The following is an 18962-nucleotide window of genomic DNA, read 5'->3' as shown; positions in this document are numbered from 1 at the left end:
GATCGCGCCCGGGCGGCGGGGCCGTACGCCGGTACGGCCCCGGGCCCCCTCAGGCGGGCGGGGCCGGCGGCGTCTTCGCGGGTGCCGTCTCCAGGGCCTCGAGAGCCAGCCTCACCGCCTCGTCCAGCTGGGCGTCCCTCCCCGCGGCCCAGTCCTGGGGTCTCTGCACGACCTCCACGTCCGGCTCCACGCCGTGGTTCTCCACGTCCCAGCCCTGGCCCTCCAGCCAGATCGCGTACTTGGGCTGGGTGACGAGCGTGCCGTCGACGAGGTGGTAGCGGCTGTCGATGCCGATGACACCGCCCCAGGTGCGGGTGCCGACGACCGGGCCGATGCCGAGGGCCCTGATGGCCGCGTTGACGATGTCGCCGTCGGAGCCGGAGAACTCGTTGGCCACGGCGACCACCGGGCCGCGGGGCGCGTCCAGCGGGTAGCTGGTGGGACGCAGTCCGCGCGCGAAGTCCCAGCCGACGATCCGGCGGGCCAGCTTCTCGACCACCAGCTGGGAGGTGTGCCCGCCGCGGTTCTCCCGGACGTCGACCACCAGACCCTCGCGGGCCACCTCCACGCGCAGGTCGCGGTGGATCTGGGCCCAGCCGGGGGCGTGCATGTCGGGGACGTGGAGGTAGCCGAGCCGGCCGGCGGAGGTCTCGTGGACGTGGGCCCTGCGGTCGGCGACCCAGGCGTGGTAGCGCAGGGGTTCCTCGTCGGCGACGGGGACGACGACCGTGTGGCGGGGTTCGCCGCCGCCGGCCGGGGAGACGGTCAGCTCGACGGGCCGGCCGGCCGTGCCGACGAGGAGGGGGCCGGGGCCCGTCACCGGGTCGACGGAGTGGCCGGCCACGGCGATGATCGCGTCGCCGGGGCGTACCGCGACCCCGGGCGCGGCGAGCGGGGAGCGGGCGTCGGGGTCGGAGGTCTCCGCCGGGAGGATCCGGTCGATGCGCCAGCTGCCGTCCGGGTGCCGGGAGATGTCGGCGCCGAGCAGGCCCTGCCCGGCGCCGCCGGAACCGCCGGGCGGGGTGACGTAGGCGTGCGAGGTGCCGAGCTCGCCGTGCACCTCCCAGAGCAGGTCCACCAGGTCGCTGTGGGTGGCGACGCGGCGCAGGAGGGGGCGGTAGCGGGCGAGGACGCCGGTCCAGTCGACGCCGCCGAGGTCGGGCCGCCAGAAGTGGTCGCGCATGAGCCGGCCGGTCTCGTCGTACATCTGCCGCCACTCGGCGGCCGGGTCGACGGTCTGGCGGACCCGGGCCAGGTCGACGGTGACGCTGCTGTCGCCGTCGTCGTCGGAGCCGGTGCGGCGGTCCGCGGGCACGACCCGGAGCCGTCCGTCGCTCCACAGCAGGACGCGTTTCCCGTCGCCGCTGACCTCGAAGTGGCCGGCGTCGGCGGCGAGGTGTTCCAGACGGCGCTGGGCGAGGTCGTACCGCTCCAGCTCGGTGTGCGGGTCGGGATCCTCCGGGTGGGCGCGGGAGGCGCCGAGGACGCCCCGCACGGGGTGGCGCAGCCAGAGGACGCCGTCCTTGGCGGCACGCAGCGTGGAGTAGCGGCCGGCCTCCACCGGGAAGGGCACGATCCGGTCGGCGAGCCCCTCGGGGTCGATGCGGGTGGCGGGGGTCCCCTCGCTGTCGGGGGTCTCGTCCTTGTCGGGGGCCTCGAAGGGGCGGCCGTGGCGCTGCGGGCCGAACGGCGAGGGGGTGGTGGCGGCCAGGGTGATCAGGTGCGGGCGCGCGCCGGCCACGAAGGCGAGGTCGAAGACGTGTTCGTCGTAGACCGGGTCGAAGGCGCGGTGCGAGAGGAACGCGAGGTGTTTGCCGTCGAGGGTGAAGGCGGGCGCGTAGTCCTGGAAGCGGAGCGGGGTCGCCTCGATGACCGAGAGGTCGGTGGTGTGGGCGACCCGCAGTTGGGAGAGCGGGCGGGGGCCGGGGTGGGCCCAGGCGAGCCAGGCGGAGTCGGGCGAGAAGGCGAGGCCGGAGACCTCGCCGTCGTCGCTGCGGTCCACCTCGCGGACCTCGCCCGTCTCCCGCTCGACCAGGAGCAGCCTGCCGTCGTGCGCGGCCACCGCGGCCCGGCTGCCGTCGGGGGCCACGGCCAGCTCCAGCACCCGGCCGAGCTGTCCGGCGGCCAGGCGGCGCGGGGGCGCGCCGGGCACGGTGCCGGTCGCGGGGGCGAACTCCAGGGAGTCGTCGCCCTCGGCGTCCGTCACCCACACCGCCCACTCCTCGCCCTCGGCGCGGAAGGCGCGCGGCAGCCGGGCGCGGACACCGGGGGTGGCGGCCAGGGCGCGGGCGGGGCCGGAGCGGTGGGTGACCCAGTGGACCCCGCCGCGCACACAGACGGCGCTGCCGCGCGCGGTGTGGTCGGGGGACGCCTCGCCGAACCAGCGGGCGGCGTTGACCGGCCGCGGCCGCAGATCGACGCGGGGGCCGCCGAGCCGGATGTCCAGGCGGCGCGGCTCGGCGCCCTCCAGGTCGTCCAGGAGCCAGAGTTCACCGGCCGAGCTGTAGACGACCCGGGTGCCGTCGCCGGCCGCGTGCCGGGCGTAGAAGCTGTCCCCGAGCGGGGTGTGCCGGCGCAGGTCGGAGCCGTCGGCGAGGGAGGAGTACAGCGCGCCGGTGCCCTCGTGGTCGCAGAGGAAGGCGATCCGGTCACCGGCCCAGACCGGGTACTCGATGTTGCCGTCGATCTCCTCGTGCAGCCGGGTGAACTCGCCGGCGTCCTCCGTGCCTTCGGCGGCCCGGTCGATCCACAGCTTGCCCGCCGTACCGCCCCGGTAGCGCTTCCAGTAGGCGGCCTCCAGGCCCATCGGCGCGGACAGCAGCACGGTGGCCGGTCCGAGCGCCAGGTTGCCGACCGGGCCGTACGGCAGGGTCTCGGCCGGTCCGCCGTCCAGCGGGACGGCGTGCGCCCAGGTGTGCCGGAAGCTGGGCCGGCCGTGCGCGCCGAGCGCGAGCACCCGCCCGTCCGCCAGCCAGCCGTACACCCCCGTGCGGCGGTTGCCCCAGTACGTCAGGCGTTCGGCGGGGCCGCCCTCGACGGGGGCGACGTGCACTTCAGGGGCGCCGTCCCGGGTGGAGGTCCAGGCGAGGTGTCTGCCGTCGGGCGATATCCGGGGCCGGTTCACCGGCATGTTGTCGGCGCTGACCCGCCAGGCCCGGCCGCCGTCGAGCGGCGCGAGCCAGACGTCGTCCTCGGCGACGAAGGTCACCAAGTCGCCGTGCAGATGGGGGTAACGGAGATAGGCGGAGCTTTCCGTGGTTCCCGTCGAGGCACCCTGAGTCACGCGGTCACTCTACGCAGCGACCGGAGCCGCCGCTCCCGGTTTCGGATCACTTGCCCGGTACGGGCCAGACGGTGCGGGTGACGGTGACGGTCACGGTGGGCTTCGGCTGTCCCGGGGTGGGCGGGCGGTACGTCGGCCCGGGCCCCGCGGAGCAGTCGCCGAGCCCGCTCACGTGGAACACCTGTCTGCCGTCCACCGTGGCCTTCAGGTCGCCGCGCACACAGGCGCCGTCGACGGCCTTGGTCACCAGTCCGGTGACGACGATCTTCCGTCTGTCGTCCGTCTCGCCCTGGCAGTCGACGGAGACGACGGTCGCGGTCGGCGCGGGTGTGCCGCCCCTGCCGCCGCCGTCCCGGTAACTCCCCGTGCAGGTGAGCCAGTTGACGTCCACGTGCCGGTGTTCCAGTGCGGCGGTCGCGGTCTGGTCGGTGGTGTACGCGACGGTCGCGGACCCGAGACCGCCCGGCTGGCACGCCACCGCGGCACCTCCGGCCAGCACGACGAGCCCCGCGACGGCCACCGTTCGCCGCCCGCGCCGTGTCCCTCTCCATGCCCCCATGTCCGGCAGCGTGCCACCGGCCCGGGCGGTGCGGAAGACCGCATACGGCCACTCACCCGTTCGGGGAGCGGGGCACCGTCCCGGTGGGGCGGGGGCCCGGGCGGCCGGCCGGGGCGAACCCGCGGACGGGCGGCGGCGCCTGCCGTCGGCGCGCCTCGCGGCGACGCCCGTGGAGCGTTCGTCAGCCGCGCAGCAGCAGCCACTGCTGGAGTTCGACCAGGTTGCCCTCGGGGTCCTTGAGATGGGCCACGCGCATGCGGTCGGTCATGGGGGCGGGGCCGTGCAGCAGGGTGGCGCCGCGGGAGGTGATCTCCGCGCAGTAGGCGTCCAGGTCGTCGACGCGCAGCACGACCAGGGAGCGGTGGCCGGTGGCGGTCCCGCCGAGTTCGTCCAGGATCTCGGCCATCATCGCGCGGTCCTGCAGCGCGATCCCGGCGGAGCCGACGTGCGGGCTGAACTTCTCGTACGGTCCCTCGGTCGCGCCGGACTGCGGCTTCAGGCCGAGGACGTCGGCGTAGAAGCGGTAGCAGGCGGCGAAGTCGGTGACGAGCAGCCGGACCTGGGCGAGTTCCACGGTGTCCCCCGGAGGTGTCAGGACCAGCGGCCGGTGCGGCCCAGCAGCAGGGCCACGGCGGCGGTGCCGGCGGTGGATGTACGCAACACGCTGGGGCCGAGCACACAGGCCCGCGCGCCGGCCTCCTCGAAGAGCGCCAGCTCGTCCCGTGCGACGCCGCCCTCGGGGCCGACGACCAGCACGATCTCGCCCTCGGCGGGCAGTTCGGCGGTCGCCAGCGGCACGCTCTCGTGCTCGAAGTCGGAGTGCAGGACGGCGGCGAAGTCGGCCTTGGCCAGAAGTGCGGCAACCTGTTTGGTGCTCGACGCGTCCGCGACGTCCGGGAAACGCAGCCGGCGCGCCTGCTTGCCGGCCTCGCGGGCGGTGGCGCGCCACTTGGCGAGCGCCTTCAGTCCCCGGTCGCCCTTCCACTGGGTGATGCAACGGGCGGCCTGCCAGGGCACGATGGCGTCGACCCCGGTCTCCGTCATCGTCTCCACGGCCAGTTCGCCGCGGTCGCCCTTGGGGAGGGCCTGGACGACGGTGATCCGGGGGCTGGGCTCCGGCTCCACCGGGAACTCGAAGGGCTCGACGACCATGTGGTCCTTGCCCGACACGCTGACGACGACCCCGGCGGCCCCGCGGCCCCGGCCGTCGGTGAGCACCACGTTCTCCCCGGGCTGCAGCCGCCGCACGGAGACGGCGTGCCGTCCCTCGGGTCCCTCGACGTCGACGACCGAGCCGGGGCCCACGCCCTCCAGCGAGTCGACGACGAACACCGGCGCGGTCATCGGGCATCTCCTCCGGTCGACAACGCTGTCCTGGCGGCGTCGAGTTCCCCGGCCAGCACCTCCACCAGCCGCCCGGCCGGCAGCTCGCGGGCCATCCGGTGCCCCTGTCCCGCCCACAGCGCCAGGCCCTGCGGGTCCCCGGCCCGGGCGGCGGCCTTGCGCAGCGGCGCGGTGAGGTGGTGGATCTCCGGGTAGGCGGCGGGGGCGTACGGGCCGTGCTCGCGCAGGAAGCGGTTGACCAGTGCGCGGGCCGGGCGGCCGGTGAAGGCGCGGGTCAGCTCGGTGCGCGCGAACAGGGGGTCGGTCAGGGCCCGTTTGTGCTCGGCGCTCGCGCCGGACTCGGGGGTGGCGAGGAAGGCGGTGCCCAGCTGGGCCGCGCTCGCGCCCGCCGCGAGGACGGCGGCGATCTGGCCGCCGCGCATGATGCCGCCGGCGGCGACGACCGGGATGCGCACGGCCTCCCGGATCTGCGTGACCAGCGACAGCAGTCCGATGCCGGAGCCGTCGTTCTCCGGGAGGTCCCGGTGGGTGCCCTGGTGGCCGCCGGCCTCCACGCCCTGCGCGATCACCGCGTCCGCCCCGGCCCGCTCGACCGCGCGGGCCTCCTCCACGGTGGTGGCGGTGACCAGGGTGAAGGTCCCGGCCCGGCGCAGCCTGTCGAAGACCTCCCGGCCCGGCACCCCGAAGTGGAAGGAGACCACCGGCACCGGGTTGTCGAGCAGGACGGCGAGCTTGGCGTCGTAGCCGTCGTCCCGGCCGCTGTCCGGGTCGCCGAGCTCGGTCTCGTACCAGGCGGCCTCGCCGGCCAGCTGGTGCGCGTACACCTCGACGGCACCGGAGGGGGGCGCGACGCCCGCCGCTCCGGTGGAGCCGTTGCCCGCGCCGGGGTGTTCGGGCTGCGGCATGAAGACGTTCACGCCGAACGGACGTCCCGTGAGTCCCCTCAGCTGCTTGATCTCCTGGTACATCCCGTCGGCGGTCTTGTATCCGGCGGCGAGGAACCCGAGGCCACCGGCCTCGGAGACGGCGGCGGCGAGCTGCGGGACGGAGACGCCGCCCGCCATGGGGGCCTGCACGATCGGGAGGGGGGAGAGATCGGTCAGCGCGGAGGACATGACGGCATGTTGTCACGTCCTCCGTACAAGTCCGAATCGGCCCTTCCCCCTGGCACGTGCCACTTTCCGACCACCTTGCCGACCGACCGAACACTTGCCGACGGGCGCTTCGCCGCCCGGCGAGCCGGGGGTCGACGGCGCCCTCTCGGCCGACCGAGTCGGGTGGTGGGTGGGCGGGGCGGGGGTCCAGGGGGCGGAACCCCCTGGCGGGTCCAAGGGGCGGAGCCCCTTGAACGGCCCCTACCGGTCAGCGCCCGTTGAACGCGTCCTTCAGCCGCGAGAACAGCCCCTGCTGCCCCGGCTGGAACTGCCCCGTCGGCCGCTCCTCACCCCGCAGCTTGGCCAGCTCCCGCAGCAACCGCTCCTGCTCGGGATCGAGCTTGGTCGGCGTGGTGACCTCGACGTGCACGATCAGGTCGCCCCGGCCGCCGCCGCGCAGATGCGTGACGCCCCGGTTGTGCAGCGGGATCGACTGGCCGGACTGGGTGCCGGGCCGGATGTCGACCTCCTCCATGCCGTCCAGGGTCTCCAGCGGCACCTTGGTGCCGAGGGCCGCCGCGGTCATCGGGATCGTGACCGTGCAGTGCAGGTCGTCGCCGCGCCGCTGGAACATCGGGTGCGGCAGCTCGTGGATCTCGACGTACAGGTCACCGGCCGGACCGCCGCCCGGGCCGACCTCGCCCTCGCCGGCGAGCTGGATACGGGTGCCGTTGTCGACACCGGCCGGGATCTTGACGGTCAGCGTGCGGCGCGAGCGGACCCGGCCGTCGCCGGCGCACTCCGGGCACGGGGTCGGGACCACCGTGCCGAAGCCCTGGCACTGGGGGCAGGGCCGGGAGGTCATGACCTGGCCCAGGAAGGACCGGGTGACCTGCGAGACCTCACCGCGGCCGCGGCACATGTCACACGTCTGGGCGGACGTGCCCGGAGCCGCGCCCTCGCCGTTGCAGGTGTTGCAGACGACCGCGGTGTCGACCTGGATGTCCTTGGTCGTACCGAAGGCCGCCTCGTCCAGCTCGACGTCGATCCGGATCATCGCGTCCTGGCCGCGCCGGGTGCGCGAGCGCGGCCCGCGCTGCGACGCCGTACCGAAGAACGCGTCCATGATGTCCGAGAAGTTGCCGAAGCCGCCGGCCCCGAAGCCGCCCGCGCCCGCGCCGCCCGACTGGGAGAGCGGGTCGCCGCCGAGGTCGTAGACCTGCTTCTTCTGCGGGTCCGACAGCACCTCGTAAGCGGCGTTGATCTCCTTGAACCGCTCCTGGGTCTTCGGATCCGGGTTGACGTCCGGGTGCAGCTCGCGCGCGAGCCGACGGAACGCCTTCTTGATCTCATCCTGCGACGCGTCGCGGCGCACGCCGAGAACGGCGTAGTAGTCCGTGGCCACTTACGACTCCGCCAGGATCTGTCCGACGTACCGTGCCACTGCGCGTACCGCTCCCATCGTTCCCGGGTAGTCCATGCGGGTCGGTCCGACCACGCCGAGCTTGGCAACCGCCTCGCCGCCCGAACCGTAGCCGACCGACACGACGGACGTGGAGTTGAGTCCTTCATGGGCGTTCTCGTGGCCGATGCGCACGGTCACGCCGGGGTCCTTCGCCTCGCCCAGGAGCTTGAGGAGCACGACCTGCTCCTCCAGTGCCTCCAGGACGGGCCGGATCACGAGGGGGAAGTCGTGCCCGAAGCGGGTGAGATTGGCGGTGCCGCCGATCATCAACCGCTCCTCGTTCTCCTCGACCAGTGTCTCCAGAAGGGTGGAGAGCACCGTGGAGACCGTACCGCGATCGTCGACGTCGAAGCCTTCCGGGAGGTCCTCGACCAGTCGTGGCACGTCCGTGAACCGGCGGCCCGCGACCCTGCTGTTCAGCCGCGCCCGCAGATCCGCCAGCGAGGCCTCGCCGAAGGGCGCCGGGCAGTCGACCATCCGCTGCTCGACCCGGCCGGTGTCCGTGATCAGCACGAGCATCACGCGCGCCGGAGCGAGCGAGAGCAGCTCCACGTGCCGGACGGTGGACCGGGTCAGCGACGGGTACTGCACGACGGCGACCTGCCGGGTCAGCTGCGCCAGCAGCCGCACCGTGCGCGCCACGACGTCGTCGAGGTCGACGGCGCCCTCCAGGAAGTTCTGGATCGCCCGCCGCTCGGGCGCGGTCATCGGCTTCACGCCCGCGAGCTTGTCCACGAACAGCCGGTAGCCCTTGTCGGTGGGGATGCGCCCCGCACTCGTGTGCGGCTGCGCGATGTACCCCTCGTCCTCCAGGGCCGCCATGTCGTTGCGGACGGTCGCCGGGGAGACACCGAGGCTGTGCCGCTCGGTGAGCGCCTTGGAACCGACCGGCTCCTCGGTGCCCACGTAGTCCTGGACGATGGCGCGCAGTACCTGAAGCCTGCGTTCACTCAGCATTCGCGCGCACCTCCAGCACGTCGTCCCCTCGCGTCGTCGGCCTGGCACTCTTCCCACGTGAGTGCCAGCATTCCCCGGCCCAGTGTACGGCTGTCGGGTACGCACTGGGCAAGGTCGGGCCGCCGTACCGGGTCGTACCGCTAGCGTCGCCGGTATGACCGTGACTTGGGAAGACCTGGGGTGGGAACGGCTGACCACCGGGGTGGGCCGGTGCCGGCTGCCCGGCTGGGACTGCACCGCGGGCCTGGTGATCGGCGCGGGGACGGCGCTGGTGGTGGACGCCGGGTCGAGTGTGGCCGAGGGGGCGCGTCTGCGGGCGCAGGCGCAGGAACTGGCCGGCGGCCGTGTGACCCATCTCGCTCTGACCCATCCCCACTTCGACCACGTCTTCGGGGCGTCCGCGTTCGCCGGCGCGGAGGTGTACGCGGCGGTGGGAGCCGACGCGGCGTTCGTCCGCGGGCGTGCGGAGCTGCGCGCGGACGCGGTCGGGAACGGGCTCCCGCCGGCGGACGCGGACGAGGCGGTGGACGTGCTGGCCGCGCCCCGGCACCCGGTCTCCGGCGAGTGGACCCTCGACCTCGGCGACGGCCGGCAGGCGCTGCTGGCCAACGTGGGCCCCGGCCACACCGCGTACGATCTCGCGGTCCTCGTCCCGGGCTCCCCGGAGGTGGTGTTCTGCGGGGATCTGGTGGAGGAGTCCGGTGAGCCGCAGGCGGGCCCGGACGCGGTCCCGTCCCGCTGGCCGGACGCGCTCGACCGGCTGCTGGCGCTGGGCGGCGAGGACGCGCTGTACGTGCCGGGCCACGGGGCGGTCGTGGACGCGGGGTTCGTGCGGCGGCAACGCGACGCGCTGGCAACGCGGTTCGGCGTGAGCTGAGCCACTCCCGGCGTGTCGTGAGCGCCGGTGTGCTGCTTCTCCTATCGTCATCCGAATGCGCCAGTACTCTGCCGACCTGACCCCGCCCTGGAAGAAGCCGAAGCCGGTGCCGGAGGTTCCGGCCGAGCCGGGTCTGGTGGTGGAGGAGCCGGGCACCGGGTTCTGCGGGGCGGTGATCCGCTGCGAGGCGGGCACGGTGACCCTGGAGGACCGCTTCGGCAAGCACCGGGTGTTCCCGCTGGAGCCGCGCGGCTTCCTGCTGGAGGGGCGGGTGGTGACGCTCGTACGGCCGTTGTCCCCGGCTCCGGCGCGGCCCGCCCGTACGGCCTCGGGATCGGTCGCCGTCCCGCAGGCACGCGCGCGCGTGGCCCGCGCCGGCCGCATCTACGTGGAGGGCCGGCACGACGCCGAGCTGGTCGAGAAGGTGTGGGGCGACGACCTGCGCGTCGAGGGCGTGGTCGTGGAGTACCTGGAGGGCGTGGACGGCCTGCCGTCGATCGTGGAGTCCTTCGCCCCGGGTCCGGACGCCCGGCTGGGCGTGCTGGTGGACCACCTGGTGCCGGGCAGCAAGGAGTGGCGGATCGCGCAGTCGGTGACGAGCGACCACGCGCTGGTGGTCGGGCACCCGTACATCGACATCTGGCAGGCGGTGAAGCCGGCCTCGCTGGGCATCGCGGCGTGGCCGGACGTGCCGAAGGGGCAGGACTGGAAGACGGGCGTGTGCCGGGCGCTGGGCTGGCCGGCGGAGAACACCGGGGCGGTGTGGCAGGCGATCCTGAAGCGGGTGGGCTCCTACAAGGACCTGGAACCGGAGCTGCTGGGCCGGGTGGAGGAGCTGATCGACTTCGTCACGGGTAGCGGTGGGGCCTGACGTTGGGGAACGTTCCGAACTCGGTGGTGTCGAGTTCCAGCCCGAGTTCCTCCAACGGCAGGGGCGCCCCGAACTTGGTGACCTGCTGCCGCTGGTAGTCGGCGTTGTCTCCGTTCCCGACAGGCCTCGTCAGCAGGACGCACTGCGCCATGACCGGATCCACGATGAGGTAGACAGGCACCTTGCCGGCAGCGTAGATCGACCGCTTGATCTCGTAGTCCCGCTGGACGCTGGTCTTGGAGACGACCTCGACGACCATCATGATCAGTGAGGACGGCAGCAGGCGGCCCGAGGCGGGCCTGGCTTCGCGCTCGAGAACCACCAGGTCCGGTACTGGCTCGCTGGCCTCATCGAGGATGTCGACGTCCTGGGTCTGCAGGCGAGACCACCGCTTACGTGGGATCTGGTCCAGCACGTCTTCCACGATCATGTTGTGGACAAGATCAGGGCTGGCCATCATCACGATTTCCCCCCGGAGAAGCTCGACCTTGATGCCCTCGGGAGGCTGAAGCTCCTCGAAGTATTTGGTCATCCCACGCTCGTCCACAGCGGTCATCTCCGTGGCCTCCACATCCGCCGCGTCCTGTCGGCGGCAGCCTACGAACCAGGTTAGGGACCGAACCGGCGTTCCGGGGGGATTCACCCGCCGGCGTGATCAGTCCACCAGGTCCCGCACCACCGCGTCCGCCAGCAGCCGCCCGCGTAGCGTCAGCACGGCCCGCCCCTCCTCGTACGGATCCTCCTGAAGGAGCCCCTCCGCCAGCGCCCGCCGGGACGCCGCCGACCCCTCCTCCTTCAGCAGCGACAGCGGCACTCCCTCCCGCAGCCGCAGCTCCAGCAGGATCCGCTCCACCCGCCGGTCCTCGTCCGTCAGCAGCTCGCGCCCGGCCCCCGGGGACCGTCCGTCCGCCAGTGCCGCCGCGTAGGCGCCCGGGTGCTTCACGTTCCACCAGCGCACCCCGCCCACGTGCGAGTGGGCCCCCGGCCCGGCCCCCCACCAGTCGGCGCCGCGCCAGTACAGCTCGTTGTGCAGGCAGCGGCCGGCCTCCGAGGTGGCCCAGTTGGAGACCTCGTACCAGTCGAAGCCCGCCCGGCTCAGCAGCTCCTCGGCGATCAGGTAGCGGTCGGCGTGGACGTCGTCGTCGGTCATCGGGACCTCGCCCCGGCGGATCCGGCGGGCGAGCTGGGTGCCCTCCTCGACGATGAGCGCGTAGGCGCTGACATGGTCGGGACCGGCGCCGAGGGCGGCCTCCAGGGACGCCCGCCAGTCGTCGTCGCTCTCCCCCGGCGTGCCGTAGATCAGGTCGAGGTTGACGTGCTCGAAGCCCGCCGCCCTCGCCTCCGCCACGCACGCCTCGGGGCGGCCGGGGGTGTGGGTGCGGTCGAGGACCTTCAGCACGTGCTTCTTCGCGCTCTGCATGCCGAAGGAGATCCGGTTGAAGCCGCCCTCGCGGAGGGTCGTGAGGTAGGCGGGGTCCACGGACTCCGGGTTCGCCTCCGTGGTGACCTCCGCGTCCGGGGCGAGCCCGAACTCGTCCCGGATCACCGCGAGCATCCGTACCAGGTCGTCGGCGGCCAGCAGGGTCGGCGTACCGCCGCCGACGAACACCGTGCGGACCTCGCGCGGATCGTCGCCCAGCACCTTCCGCGCCAGCCGGATCTCGTCCGCCAGGGTGTCCGCGTAGTTGTCCCGGGAGGCGAGCACGCCGCCGGTGCCGCGCAGCTCGGTCGCCGTGTACGTGTTGAAGTCGCAGTAGCCGCAGCGGGTCGCGCAGTAAGGGACGTGGAGGTAGAAGCCGAGCGGGCGGTCGGCGGCCCCGGCGAGCGCGTGCGCGGGCAGCGCGCCGTCGGCGGGGACGGGCTCGCCGTCGGGGAGTGCGGAAGGCATGCCCCCATTGTCCCGTACCGGTGGCGTTACTCCGCCTGGAGCACCAGCAGGGCCAGGTCGTCCTCGGGCAGGCCGCCGCCGAAGTCGTGGACGAGGCGGCGGATCCTTTCCGCTATCAGCTCGGCGCTGAGCCCCGCGCAGCCGGACAGGGCGCGGGCGAGGCCGTCGCCGTCGTCGAACTGGCGGGAGCCGGAGCGCCGCTCGGTCACCCCGTCGGTGACGCACAGCAGGCTGTCGCCGGGCCACAGCTCCAGGGTCTCGCTGGTGTACGTCTCGTCCTCCACGACGCCGAGGAGGGTCTGCGGACGGGCGGCGGTGCGCACGGCGCCGTCGGGGCCGAGGACGAGCGGCAGCGGGTGGCCGGCGGAGGCGAGGGTGCAGCGGACCCCGCCCTCGTGGGGTGTCAGCTCGCCGTAGAGGAGCGAGAGAAAACGCGTCTGCGGGCCGTCCCCCGAGACCAGGGGCCGGCCGCCGGCGGCGACCAGGGCACGGGCAGCGGCGTCGGCGGCCTCGGTGGCGTCGTCCAGGAGGAGCTGGTTGAGGCGGTCCAGGACGTCGGCGACCCGGTAGCCCTCGCGGGCCAGGAGGCGCAGCCAGGGGCGGGCGAGGCCGATCACCACGGCCGCCTCCGGGCCCTTGCCCTGGACGTCGCCCACGGCGAAGCACCAGCGGCCGTCGCCCGCCGGGAACAGGTCGTAGAAGTCGCCGCTGGGGCCGCCCTTGTCGCACGGCTCGTACACGAGCGCGCTGCTCACTCCGGGGATCTCGGCGACCGCGCCGGGCAGCAGGCCGCGCTGCAGGACGGCGCTGATGGTGGCCTGGCGGGCGTACTGGCGGGCCGCGCCGATGGCCAGGGCGACCCGTCGGCCGAGGTCCTCCACGAGCCCGGTGACCTCGTCCGGGAAGCCGGCCGGTCCGCACCGGCCGATGACGAGCGTGCCCAGCGGCCGGCCGCCCGCGATCAGCCGGTACGACAGCGCCGTCCCGCAGGCGCCCTGCGCGCCGAGCGCGTGGCCGGGCCAGGGATAGGGCTCGGGGCCGGAGCGCAGCCCGTCCGGCGGGCACGGCGGCTCCTTCTCCAGGGCACACCGCAGCTCCTCGATCCGGGCCTCGCTGGCGTGCCAGACCCGGGCGGGCCCGCCGCCGTCGCCGCCGCGCACGGTCGCCTCGTCCTCCAGCCAGACCGCGCACCAGTCGGCGAGCCGGGGCACGATCAGCTGGCCGGTGAGCGCGGCGACCAGGTTCTCGTCCAGCTGTCCGGCGAGCAGGTCGGAGGCCTCGGCGAGGAAGGACAGGGCGCCCCGGCCGAGCCAGTCCCGGTCGCCTTCGGCGCGGTGCGGCTGGGGGGCGAGGTCCTCGGCGACCTCCAGGGCGGGATCGGGGGCGGGTCCGTCCAGGGCCTCGCTGCCGCCCGGGGGCAGCCGCGCCCACACGGTCTTGGCGCCGGTGCGGTAGGTGACGCCCCAGGACTCCGCGAGCGTGCCGACGAGGCGCAGTCCGCGCCCGTACTCGGGGGTGTCGTGCGGCCCCTCGCCGCCCGTGGCGTCCCGTGGGGCCCGTGAGGGGTGCTGGTCGCGGACCTCGATCACGAACGCGCCGGTGTCCTCCAGCCGCCAGTCGATCTGTACGTCGGTGCCGGCGTGCACGACGGCGTTGGTGACCAGCTCGCTGACGACGGCCATGGCGTCGTCGACCAGCCGGGCCGGGACGCCGGGCGCCTCGGCCAGGGCGGCGCGCACCAGCGTGCGGGCCGAGCCCGGGGCGACGGGGCTCCCGGGCAGCGTGGCCCGGCCCCGCCTCTCGCCTGGCCGGGTCTCACTCTCCCGCTGCGTCGGTATGGCGGCCGTCTCCATGCCGCCAGGGTGACAGACCGGGGGCACGCATAAGCGGTCAGTTATCGAAGTGGACAGAAGACGGCGGCTTTTGAGCGCCGGTGAGCATGAAGGGGCGTGGGGAACCACGCGCTCGGCCTGTGACGGCCCGCGGTTCCCCGAGGCGCCGGACGCCCCGGGGGCCGCCCTTCCGGACCGGGCCGGCCCCGGGACGACGGCGACTCACCGCGCCCCGGCAGGATCGGCCCGGTGTCCGGACGAGGGGCCCTAGTTCTCCTTGGTGCCGGCGTACATGTCCTCGATGAGGTTCTTGTACTCGCGCTCCACCACCGGCCGCTTCAGCTTCAGGCTCGGCGTGATCTCGCCGTGCTCCACGTCGAGGTCCCGCGGCAGCAGCCGGAACTTCTTGATGGTCTGCCAGCGCTGGAGCCCGGCGTTCAGCTCCCGCACGTACCCGTCGACCATCTCGACCGTCTGCGGGGCGGCCACGATCTCGGCGTACGGCCTGCCCTCCAGGCCGTTCTCCTTCGCCCAGTCCTGGATCGCGAGCTCGTCCAGGGCGATCAGGGCGGTGCAGTAGTTCCGGTCGGCGCCGTGCACGAGGATGTTGGACACGTACGGGCACACGGCCTTGAACTGGCCCTCGACCTCGGCCGGGGCGACGTACTTGCCGCCCGAGGTCTTGATCAGGTCCTTCTTGCGGTCGGTGATGCGCAGGTAGCCGTCGGGCGAGAGCTCGCCGATGTCGCCGGTGTGGAACCAGCCGTCGGACTCCAGCACCTCGGCGGTCTTCTCGGGCTGCTGGTGGTAGCCCTCCATGATCCCGGGGCCGCGCAGCAGGATCTCGCCGTCGTCGGCGATGCGGACCTCGGTGCCGGGCAGCGGCTTGCCGACCGTGCCGGTGCGGTAGGCCTCGCCCGGGTTGACGAAGGACGCCGCGGAGGTCTCGGTGAGGCCGTAGCCCTCCAGGATGTGGATGCCGGCGCCGGCGAAGAAGTAGCCGATCTCCGGGGAGAGCGCGGAGGCGCCGGAGACGCAGGCGCGCAGCCGGCCGCCGAAGGCCTCACGGAGCTTGGCGTAGACGAGGGTGTCGGCGATCTTGTGCTTGGCGGCGAGCCCGAAGGGCGCCGAGGCGGTGCCGGTGCGGCGGAAGTTGTCCTGGGTGGCCTTGGCGTACTCGCGGGAGACGTCGGCGGCCCACTGGAAGATCTTGTACTTGGCCGGGCCGCCCTCGCGGGCCTTGGCCGCGACACCGTTGTAGACCTTCTCGAAGATGCGCGGCACGGCCGCCATGTACGTCGGCTGCACCACCGGGAGGTTCTCGATGATCTTGTCGACGCGGCCGTCGACGGCGGTGACGTGCCCGACCTCGATCTGCCCCGAGGTGAGCACCTTGCCGAAGACGTGCGCGAGCGGCAGCCACAGGTACTGCACGTCGTCCATGGTGACCAGGCCGGTCGCGGCGATGGCCTTCGCCATGTACGACCAGTTGTCGTGCGGCAGGCGCACGCCCTTCGGGCGGCCGGTGGTGCCGGAGGTGTAGATGAGGGTGGCCAGCTGGTCCTTGGTGATCGCGCCGACGCGCTCCTTGATCAGCTGCGGGTGCTGCTCCAGGTAGGCGGCACCGCTGCGCTCCAGCTCGGCGAGGGTGATCACCCAGTCGTCCGTCTCGACGCCCGCCGGGTCGATGACGACGACCTTGGCGAGGGCGGGCAGCTCGGCGCGCCTCTCCACGGCCTTGGCGACCTGGGCCGCGTCCTCCGCGATCAGCACCCGGCTCTCGGAGTCGGACAGGATGAAGGACGACTCGTCGGCGTTGGTCTGCGGATAGACGGTGGTGGTCGCACCGCCGGCGCACATGATGCCGAGGTCGGCGAGGATCCACTCGACGCGGGTGGAGGAGGCGAGCGCCACCCGCTGCTCGGACTCGACGCCCAGTTCGATGAGCCCGGCCGCGATGGCATACACCCGGTCGGCCGCCTGGGCCCAGCTGAGCGACTTCCAGTCGTCGGGACCCTGGCCCGCGGCCGGCGGAACCGGATAGCGGTAGGCCTCGGCGTCCGGTGTGGCCGCGACGCGCTCCAGGAAGAGGGCCGCCACGGACGGCGGACGGTTCTCGATCATGGTCTGTGTGTCGCTCACGACATCCTCCGGGGGCCCGCGACGGTGCGGCTGACTCGGTGCGGCTGGGTTAACTCACGGTATGGGTTCGGTCTGTTGTTTAACTCGCGAGTAACTATCGAGCAGGGATCAGGGTAAGGCGCGACCGCCCGCTGCGTAAGGGGCATCGGCCTGTCACTTTCCACGGAGAGCGACGCTACGCGCGCGTAGGGCCCGCCGCGCTTTCGCACGACGGGCCCCCGCATGCCCGGTTTGCGGACGTGACCGGCTGTTACCTCTGGTTACTTCTTGCCCTTGCCCGACCCCGCGCTGTCATCGCTGGACAGGACGGCGATGAAGGCTTCCTGCGGAACCTCCACGGAACCCACCATCTTCATCCGCTTCTTGCCTTCCTTCTGCTTCTCCAGAAGCTTCCGCTTACGGGAGATGTCACCGCCGTAGCACTTGGCGAGGACGTCCTTGCGGATGGCGCGGATGGTCTCGCGGGCGATGACCCGCGAGCCGATGGCGGCCTGCACCGGCACCTCGAAGGCCTGCCGCGGGATCAGCTCCTTGAGCTTGGCGACGAGCCGCACGCCGTACGCGTACGCCTGGTCCTTGTGGGTGATCGCCGAGAAGGCGTCCACCTTGTCGCCGTGCAGCAGGATGTCGACCTTGACCAGGGAGCTGGTCTGCTCACCCGTGGGCTCGTAGTCCAGCGAGGCGTAGCCGCGGGTCTTGGACTTCAGCTGGTCGAAGAAGTCGAAGACGATCTCCGCGAGCGGCAGCGTGTAGCGGATCTCGACCCGGTCCTCCGAGAGGTAGTCCATGCCGAGCAGGGTGCCGCGCCGGGTCTGGCACAGCTCCATGATCGAGCCGATGAACTCGGTGGGCGCGAGGATGGTGGCCCGCACGACCGGCTCGTAGACCTCGTCGATCTTGCCCTCGGGGAACTCGCTCGGGTTGGTGACCGTGTGCTCGCTGCCGTCCTCCATGACCACGCGGTAGACCACGTTGGGGGCGGTGGCGATCAGGTCGAGGCCGAACTCGCGCTCCAGCCGCTCCCGGATCACGTCCAGGTGCAGCAGGCCGAGGAAGCCGACGCGGAAGCCGAAGCCGAGGGCCGCGGAGGTCTCCGGCTCGTAGACCAGCGCGGCGTCGTTGAGCTGCAGCTTGTCCAGGGCCTCGCGCAGCTCGGGGTAGTCCGAGCCGTCCAGCGGATACAGACCGGAGAAGACCATCGGCTTCGGGTCCTTGTAGCCGCCGAGCGCCTCGGTGGCGCCCTTGTGCTGGCTGGTGACCGTGTCACCGACCTTGGACTGCCGGACGTCCTTCACACCGGTGATGAGGTAGCCCACCTCACCGACCCCGAGGCCGTCCGCCGGCAGCATCTCCGGCGAGCTGACGCCGATCTCCAGCAGCTCGTGGGTGGCGCCCGTCGACATCATCCTGATGCGCTCGCGCTTGTTGAGCTGGCCGTCGATGACACGGACGTACGTCACGACCCCGCGGTACGAGTCGTAGACCGAGTCGAAGATCATCGCGCGGGCGGGCGCGTCGGCGACCCCGACCGGCGCCGGGATCTCCTTGACGACCTTGTTCAGCAGCGCGTCCACGCCGAGGCCGGTCTTGGCGGAGACCTTGAGCACGTCCTCCGGGTCACAGCCGACCAGGTTCGCCAGCTCTTCGGCGAACTTCTCCGGCTGCGCGGCCGGGAGGTCGATCTTGTTCAGCACCGGGATGATCGTAAGGTCGTTCTCCATCGCCAGGTAGAGGTTGGCGAGGGTCTGCGCCTCGATGCCCTGGGCGGCGTCGACGAGGAGGATGGTCCCCTCGCAGGCGGCCAGCGACCGCGAGACCTCGTAGGTGAAGTCGACGTGCCCCGGGGTGTCGATCATGTTGAGGATGTGGGTCGTGCCCTGGTCGGGGCCCTCGGTCGGGGCCCAGGGCAGACGCACCGCCTGGGACTTGATCGTGATGCCGCGCTCGCGCTCGATGTCCATCCGGTCGAGGTACTGAGCACGCATCTGCCGCTGCTCAACCACACCGGTCAGCTGGAGCATCCGGTCGGCGAGGGTGGACTTGCCGTGGTCGATGTGCGCGATGATGCAGAAATTGCGGATCAGGGCCGGGGCGGTACGGCTCGGCTCGGGCACATGGTTAGGGGTCGCGGGCACGCAGGGTCCTGTCTCTTGAGGCGCCTTATGCCTCGGGTCGGATCGTTACGTAGTCTCCATGGTCCCACGCGCAGGGACCGGGGGCCGTTTTGGGCCGTCCGGAGGGCCACTGGTACTGTAGATGGCTGTGCCTCATGCCCTCTCAGCGCGAGGCACGTCAGAGAAAATTTAGATCACCGGTACGGGATCTCCCGGCCCGGCACCTGAACCTGAAAAGGCTCCTTCGTGGCGAACATCAAGTCCCAGATCAAGCGGATCAAGACCAACGAGAAGGCCCGGCTGCGCAACAAGGCCGTCAAGTCCTCCCTGAAGACCGCGGTCCGCAAGGCCCGTGAGGCCGCTGCCGCGGGTGACGTCGAGAAGGCCACCGAGCTGCAGCGCGCTGCCGCGCGTGCGCTCGACAAGGCCGTCTCGAAGGGCGTCATCCACAAGAACCAGGCCGCCAACAAGAAGTCGGCGCTTGCTTCCAAGGTCGCGTCCCTCAAGGGCTGAACCCCTTTCTGATCTGACCGCCG

Annotated in this window: 15 protein-coding genes; 3 read left to right on the top strand and 12 right to left on the bottom strand. The window is 72.6% G+C overall.

Going from position 1 to position 18962, the window contains the following annotated elements:
• Positions 1-49: 49 nt before the first annotated feature.
• The 7 genes from FHS34_RS02495 to hrcA all read right to left on the bottom strand — a co-directional run bounded on the left by FHS34_RS02495 (position 50) and on the right by hrcA (position 8702).
• Complete coding sequence (locus FHS34_RS02495; protein WP_184960031.1) at positions 50-3283, bottom strand: S41 family peptidase; 3234 nt, start codon at positions 3281-3283, stop codon at positions 50-52.
• A 46-nt stretch (positions 3284-3329) separates the two neighbouring features.
• Positions 3330-3842: a hypothetical protein gene (locus FHS34_RS02490; RefSeq protein WP_184960029.1), complete on the bottom strand. Its 513-nt coding sequence runs from the start codon at positions 3840-3842 to the stop codon at positions 3330-3332.
• A 181-nt stretch (positions 3843-4023) separates the two neighbouring features.
• Positions 4024-4416 (bottom strand): VOC family protein, encoded by a 393-nt coding sequence (locus tag FHS34_RS02485; RefSeq protein WP_184960027.1) that lies wholly within the window; start codon positions 4414-4416, stop codon positions 4024-4026.
• Positions 4417-4433: 17 nt separating this feature from the next.
• Positions 4434-5186, bottom strand: a complete 753-nt coding sequence (locus FHS34_RS02480) for a 16S rRNA (uracil(1498)-N(3))-methyltransferase (RefSeq protein ID WP_184960024.1) — start codon at positions 5184-5186, stop codon at positions 4434-4436.
• Positions 5183-6301, bottom strand: coding sequence for a nitronate monooxygenase (locus FHS34_RS02475; RefSeq protein WP_184959982.1), 1119 nt, complete (start codon positions 6299-6301; stop codon positions 5183-5185). Before FHS34_RS02475 ends, FHS34_RS02480 begins: the two co-directional genes overlap by 4 nt.
• A gap of 247 nt (positions 6302-6548) precedes the next feature.
• Positions 6549-7685 (bottom strand): molecular chaperone DnaJ, encoded by a 1137-nt coding sequence (gene dnaJ / locus FHS34_RS02470; protein WP_184959979.1) that lies wholly within the window; start codon positions 7683-7685, stop codon positions 6549-6551.
• Positions 7686-8702 carry a heat-inducible transcriptional repressor HrcA gene (hrcA, locus tag FHS34_RS02465; RefSeq protein ID WP_184959977.1) on the bottom strand — a complete coding sequence of 339 codons (1017 nt, stop codon included), beginning with the start codon at positions 8700-8702 and terminating at the stop codon, positions 7686-7688.
• A 154-nt stretch (positions 8703-8856) separates the two neighbouring features.
• Here hrcA and FHS34_RS02460 point away from each other — a divergent pair, with 154 nt between their 5' ends.
• Positions 8857-9579, top strand: coding sequence for an MBL fold metallo-hydrolase (locus tag FHS34_RS02460; RefSeq protein ID WP_184959975.1), 723 nt, complete (start codon positions 8857-8859; stop codon positions 9577-9579).
• 55 nt (positions 9580-9634) lie between these two features.
• The gene (locus tag FHS34_RS02455) at positions 9635-10450 is read left to right on the top strand and encodes a DUF3097 domain-containing protein (RefSeq protein ID WP_184959973.1); all 816 of its coding nucleotides are present in this window, start codon (positions 9635-9637) and stop codon (positions 10448-10450) included.
• On the opposite strand, the gene FHS34_RS02450 is transcribed toward FHS34_RS02455, so the two are convergent.
• From FHS34_RS02450 to lepA, 5 genes are all read right to left on the bottom strand, one after another.
• Complete coding sequence (locus FHS34_RS02450; RefSeq protein ID WP_184959971.1) at positions 10428-11006, bottom strand: Uma2 family endonuclease; 579 nt, start codon at positions 11004-11006, stop codon at positions 10428-10430. The genes FHS34_RS02455 and FHS34_RS02450 overlap by 23 nt on opposite strands.
• A gap of 99 nt (positions 11007-11105) precedes the next feature.
• Positions 11106-12338, bottom strand: coding sequence for a radical SAM family heme chaperone HemW (gene hemW / locus FHS34_RS02445; RefSeq protein ID WP_184959969.1), 1233 nt, complete (start codon positions 12336-12338; stop codon positions 11106-11108).
• A 26-nt stretch (positions 12339-12364) separates the two neighbouring features.
• Positions 12365-14191, bottom strand: coding sequence for a SpoIIE family protein phosphatase (locus tag FHS34_RS02440; RefSeq protein WP_225817414.1), 1827 nt, complete (start codon positions 14189-14191; stop codon positions 12365-12367).
• Between the two features lie 246 nt (positions 14192-14437).
• Positions 14438-16312, bottom strand: coding sequence for an AMP-dependent synthetase/ligase (locus FHS34_RS02435; RefSeq protein ID WP_184959967.1), 1875 nt, complete (start codon positions 16310-16312; stop codon positions 14438-14440).
• 260 nt (positions 16313-16572) lie between these two features.
• Positions 16573-18447: a translation elongation factor 4 gene (lepA, locus tag FHS34_RS02430; protein ID WP_184959965.1), complete on the bottom strand. Its 1875-nt coding sequence runs from the start codon at positions 18445-18447 to the stop codon at positions 16573-16575.
• A gap of 225 nt (positions 18448-18672) precedes the next feature.
• On the opposite strand from lepA, the gene rpsT reads away from it, so the two are divergent.
• Positions 18673-18939 (top strand): 30S ribosomal protein S20, encoded by a 267-nt coding sequence (rpsT, locus tag FHS34_RS02425; RefSeq protein WP_089106790.1) that lies wholly within the window; start codon positions 18673-18675, stop codon positions 18937-18939.
• The last annotated feature ends 23 nt before the right edge of the window (positions 18940-18962 follow it).

The organism is Streptomyces echinatus, assembly GCF_014203595.1.
Lineage (GTDB): Bacteria > Actinomycetota > Actinomycetes > Streptomycetales > Streptomycetaceae > Streptomyces > Streptomyces echinatus.
Note: the sequence above shows the minus strand (reverse complement) of the source record. Positions and strands in the feature narration are given on the sequence as shown.

What these genes read in the sequence shown, in the direction of transcription:
- FHS34_RS02490 (WP_184960029.1), bottom strand. Translation starts at nt 3,842, where the DNA reads ATGGGGGCATGGAGAGGGACACGGCGCGGGCGGCGAACGGTGGCCGTC.
- FHS34_RS02480 (WP_184960024.1), bottom strand. Translation starts at nt 5,186, where the DNA reads ATGACCGCGCCGGTGTTCGTCGTCGACTCGCTGGAGGGCGTGGGCCCC.
- FHS34_RS02475 (WP_184959982.1), bottom strand. Translation starts at nt 6,301, where the DNA reads ATGTCCTCCGCGCTGACCGATCTCTCCCCCCTCCCGATCGTGCAGGCC.
- hrcA (WP_184959977.1), bottom strand. Translation starts at nt 8,702, where the DNA reads ATGCTGAGTGAACGCAGGCTTCAGGTACTGCGCGCCATCGTCCAGGAC.
- FHS34_RS02460 (WP_184959975.1), top strand. Translation starts at nt 8,857, where the DNA reads ATGACCGTGACTTGGGAAGACCTGGGGTGGGAACGGCTGACCACCGGG.
- FHS34_RS02455 (WP_184959973.1), top strand. Translation starts at nt 9,635, where the DNA reads ATGCGCCAGTACTCTGCCGACCTGACCCCGCCCTGGAAGAAGCCGAAG.
- FHS34_RS02450 (WP_184959971.1), bottom strand. Translation starts at nt 11,006, where the DNA reads ATGACCGCTGTGGACGAGCGTGGGATGACCAAATACTTCGAGGAGCTT.
- hemW (WP_184959969.1), bottom strand. Translation starts at nt 12,338, where the DNA reads ATGCCTTCCGCACTCCCCGACGGCGAGCCCGTCCCCGCCGACGGCGCG.
- FHS34_RS02440 (WP_225817414.1), bottom strand. Translation starts at nt 14,191, where the DNA reads ATGGAGACGGCCGCCATACCGACGCAGCGGGAGAGTGAGACCCGGCCA.